The organism is Arthrobacter sp. B0316-1-20 (genome assembly GCF_059091865.1).
In genome coordinates this window covers 1-4,465 of record NZ_JBNHHC010000144.1, presented here as the reverse complement: position 1 = coordinate 4,465, position 4,465 = coordinate 1, and the positions used below count along the sequence as shown (strand labels likewise).

Here is a 4,465-nt window from a genome sequence, read left to right as displayed (position 1 = left end):
GCAGTTACGTCGCCGTCGGTGTTGTCCGCTGCCGTCACACCCTCGAGCGGGTCGAAGGTGTCCCCGGCGGTGATCGTGGTCGGGGATCCAGGCAGGGTGATGACCGGAGCGGTCGTGTCGGTCCCGGCGGCCCGGGCGGTGAAGACGCCCATCTGGTCCACCGATCCGGCGGCCAGCTCCTGGCCGGTTTCGGCGTCGCGGCTGACCGCGTACCAGGCGTGCACCTCGCCCTCGGTCAGGCCGGACCATTCCACGGAGGCCGGCCAGCCGGAGCGGGCTGTGGCTTCGCCGATGACTGTCTCGGTCGGCGCGGTGACCATCACGGAGTCGGTGGTGAAGCTGGTCTTGCGGGTCTCCAGCTGAATTGGCAGGCGCAGGTCGTCTTCGGTGCCGTTGTAGCGTTTGTCGTCGTCATACTCGGTGGCGCCGAAGTTGTCCAGCAGCGGCGAGTAGGTGTCGATCGCCAGTTCAGAACGGTCAATGTCGAACTGGAGCATCCGCAGGTAGCTGGAGCCGAAGCGCAGCAGCTCGGAACCGGTGAGCCCGTCCACGCCGGTCAGACCCAGCTCCTCGGAGCTGACTTCGTAGAACTGGTAGTCGGCGAGCAGCTCGACCACATTGTTGCCGGTCTGTCCCACGTCCTTGCGGACCTCGATGCTGACACCGTGCTCGTGGCCGGAGAGAACCAGGAAGACATTGTCGTTCTTCTCCAGGATGCCCTCGGACACGGTCTTACCGTCGCGGGAGTACGCCGCGCCCCGGCCGTCGGCGCTGGTGCTGGGCTTGTTGTAGGCGTGGGTGAGCAGGATGGCGTTGCGGTCGGAGTACTGCTCCAGTACGTCGTTGGCCCAGGCGATTTCCTCGTCGGTCACGTCGTAGCCCAGGTAGACGCCAATGAAGTCCAGCCCGCCGGCGGAGAACAGGTCGTAGTGGTTGTCGTTGTCCCCCTCCTTCCACGCCTGGTAGGACGCGCCCGCTTCCTGCCAGCCGGCCGTCTGCTCCAGCGCCTCGTAGCGCTCGGGACCGAAGAACTGGTTGTACATGTTGTCCGCGCCGTTGTCGGTCCCGGTGCGGTTGTCGTGGTTGCCTGGCAATACGCCGTTCGGAATCCCGGTGTCGTCAAGGATCTTTTGGGCCTCGGAGGCAAACGCGAACTCTTCGAGGGCGATCTCTTCCTGAGCTGCCTCGTCGGCATAGGTCTTCGCGTGCCAGTTTTCGATGATGTCGCCGGTGTGGGTGACGTACTCGATCTTCTTCTCTTCAGCGTTCTCGGCAATCCATTCCGGAATGGCGGTGTAGGCCTTCTGCCAGACAGCCTTCTGCTCCTCGGAGTAGGCGTCTTCCGCGGCGCCCTCGGCGAGATACTGGGTGTCGGTGTAGTGCACCATGGAGAAGTCGTAGGCTTCGGGGTCCTCGAAGGAGTCCTTGACGGGCTCGTTCAGATCGTCGGCGAAAGGATCCTCGCCCGTGACCATGACGTGGACCGCGCCGCCGTCGACGTACTCGGCCTTGACATCACCGGAGAGCACCAGCTGGCCTTCGGTAAGGCCGCGTCCGCTGTCTACGGTGTCCCAGGTCTGGGACACCGTGTTCCAGACCCGCAGGGTCGCCTGGCGGGCCGGATCGACGGTGCCGCTCCAGCGGACCGACTGTCCGTCCGCCGCGGTGCCGACCTCGGCCTCGAAGCGCTGGAACGGAATCTGACCCTCGGTGGCGGAAACGCTGGAAAGCTCGGCGCCGTCATTGGGCTTGGCCGGGCCGGTGAGCTCTTCGCCCTCGGTGTAGGTGAACTCCAGCGTGGCGGGCAGTTCCGTCACGATGCCCTGCACGCCGCCAGCGGCCACGGCCGCGGTGCCGGCGTAGAAGGTTGAGGTGACGTCTCCGCCGTCCGGATTGGTGGCGTTGGCCGAGAGGGTCACCGTGCCCGCCCCCTGGCCGGTCTCCACGCCGCCGGCGGTGGGGATGCTGGCGGAGGTGAAGGGGACGTCACGGGTCAGGGTGCGCCCGAAGACGTCCTTTGCCTCGATGCGCACGGTGTGGTTGCCGGCTGCCAGGCCCGCGCCGATCATTTGGCCGGGCTGGATCTGCACGCCGTCCAGGGTGTAGGTGGTGTCCTGGCCGACCAGCGCCTCGTTGGTCCAGTCAATGCTGAACTGCGTAGCCCGGTCGATCGAGGCACCGGCGGCCGGCGTGGTGGACACAATCTCCAGCGGCGCGGACTGCGCCTCACCGAGCGCCGTGGTGTTGAGCGCGGCAATCTGCGCGGTATCCAGCGCGTCGCCGAAGACGCGGGCCGAGGCGATGGTCGCCGTGGCATGGAACTGAGCGCCGCCGTTGGAGGAATCGGCACCGATCACGAAGTTGTGCGCGCCGGGGTTCGGCGGCCAGGTGATGGCCGGGCCGCCGGCCACGGAGGCGGCCAGCTCGCCGTTGACGTACAGCTTGGCGGTGGAGCCGTCGTAGACGCCCACAGCGTGGTACCAGCGGCCGGGCTCAATCTGTACGCCGGCGTTCTTGTAGCCCGACGTGTTCACGGCGAAGGTGAGCTTGTCGCCGTACATGGTCATCGAGAAGCCGCCGGCCTCTTTGTTGGCACACAGGTTCGTCTCGCCGGAGGCGGGGAACGCACCGTTGTACTGGAAGACGCACTCGACGGTCATCGAGTCACCCAGGGCGGGGTACTGGGCGCCGAACGGGTAGAGGAGGGCATCGTCACCGTCGAAGGTGGCAACGTTGCGGCCCAGCGCGCCGCTCTCGGCGATTACCGGCTCGCCATGGGTGGTGGCCGGCAGGCCCTGCACCTTGTCGGCAGCGGTCCCATCGGAGAAATCGACGTCCAGGACGTCGGCAGCGGGGGCGTCCGGTACGGCGTGGAACGCCTGGCTCAGTGCGCCCGCCTGCTGGCCGGTGATCGCCTCGCCGTAGACGCGGGCGGAGCCGATCGCCGTCTTGGCGAAGGACTCGGCCTTGCCCGAGGCACTGTCCGCGCCGATGACCATGTTGTGGGCGTTCACATTCGACGGCACAGTCATCGGGCCGCCGGCTTCGGCCTCGGCCGCCAGTTCACCGTCCAGGTAGAGCCTGATCGTCTGACCGTCGTAAACACCGGCCGCGTGATACCAGCGGTCGGCCTCCACCGTGGTGCGCGCGTACTTGTAGCCGCCGTTGGTGTGGAGCATGAAGCCCAGCGAGTCGTTCTTGAGGATCAGCGCGAAGCCGCCGGCCTGCTTGTTTCCGCAGAGAGTAACCTCGGAGGTCGGAAGCGCCGGATCGTACTTGAACGAGCATTCGACGGTGAACGAATCGGCCAGCTTCGCATAGTCGTCCGCGGTCATGTCGTAGGAGAATGCATCGTCCTGGCCGTCGAAGTCCGCGGCATTGCGTGCCAGCTGTCCGTCGACATCGATAACAGGTTCGCCGAAGGTTGTCACGGTCTTGCTTTGGGCGGCATCGGCAGCAGAACCGTCTGCGAAGCTCACGTTGAGGATATCGGCGGCAGGGGCGGCGATCGCCGCCGTCGCCGCCGGTGGAAGTGCGAATCCGCTGGTCACGACGCCGGCGCCGAGCAGCATGGACAGCACTGATTTAGAGGGGGGTTTCATTTTTTGCTCTTCCCGCAAGTGATGAGGACACCCGCAGGCTAGGGAGCGAAAATGAACCCTCTATGTACTTGTTGTGAAATAGCCATCCTGTGGCTGTGATCTGCACCATGGCCTATTGGGCCAGGGCAGTCCAGGCGGAAACGGCGGCAATGGACATGATGGCCCTACGTCACGAACGGGTGGCACACTCAGTTCATGCGTGAATTCGTCGTCCTCGGTACCGCCTCGCAGGTCCCGACGCGGACCCGCAACCACAACGGGTACCTGCTGCTGTGGGACGGTGAAGGCCTGCTCTTCGATCCGGGGGAGGGCACGCAGCGGCAGATGATCCATGCCGGTGTTGCGGCCACCCAGATCACGCGCATCTGCCTCACCCATGTCCACGGCGACCACTGCTACGGGTTGCCGGGTGTGCTTTCACGCATGGCCCTGGACGGTGTGGCGCATCCGGTCCACTTGCACTATCCCGCCTCCGGCGAGGACATGGCCCGGGCGCTCGTGTCCATTGCCTCCCCGGGCCTTGATCTGCGGCTGCACCCGCACGCGGGCCCCGGCCCGATCGCGCCCGGCCTGGAGGTGCGTCCCCTGCACCACCGCCTCGAGACCTACGGCTACCGGCTCGCCGAGCCCGACGGCCGTACCCTCCTGCCGGAGCGGCTCGCGGCGGCCGGAATCGCAGGGCCGGACGTCAGCCGGCTGCAGCGCGAGGGAAGCCTGCGCGGGGTGCGCCTGGAGGAGGTGAGCGTGCCGCGGTCCGGCCAGCGCTTTGCCTTCGTCATGGACACGGCGCCGTGCCCGGGCGCCGAGGAACTCGCCGATGGGGTCGACATGCTGGTGGCCGAGTCCACCTTCAGCGACGACGA

At 66.6% G+C, this 4,465-nt stretch carries 2 protein-coding genes; one reads left to right on the top strand and one right to left on the bottom strand.

What is annotated here, in order from left to right:
* On the bottom strand, positions 1-3,602 hold a 3,602-nt coding region (locus AC5RW2_RS40640), incomplete at its 3' end, for a LamG-like jellyroll fold domain-containing protein (protein WP_494075267.1).
* Positions 3,603-3,797: 195 nt separating this feature from the next.
* On the opposite strand from AC5RW2_RS40640, the gene AC5RW2_RS40635 reads away from it, so the two are divergent.
* Positions 3,798-4,465, top strand: a 668-nt coding sequence (locus tag AC5RW2_RS40635) for a ribonuclease Z (protein WP_494075266.1), incomplete at its 3' end; no start/stop codon positions are given.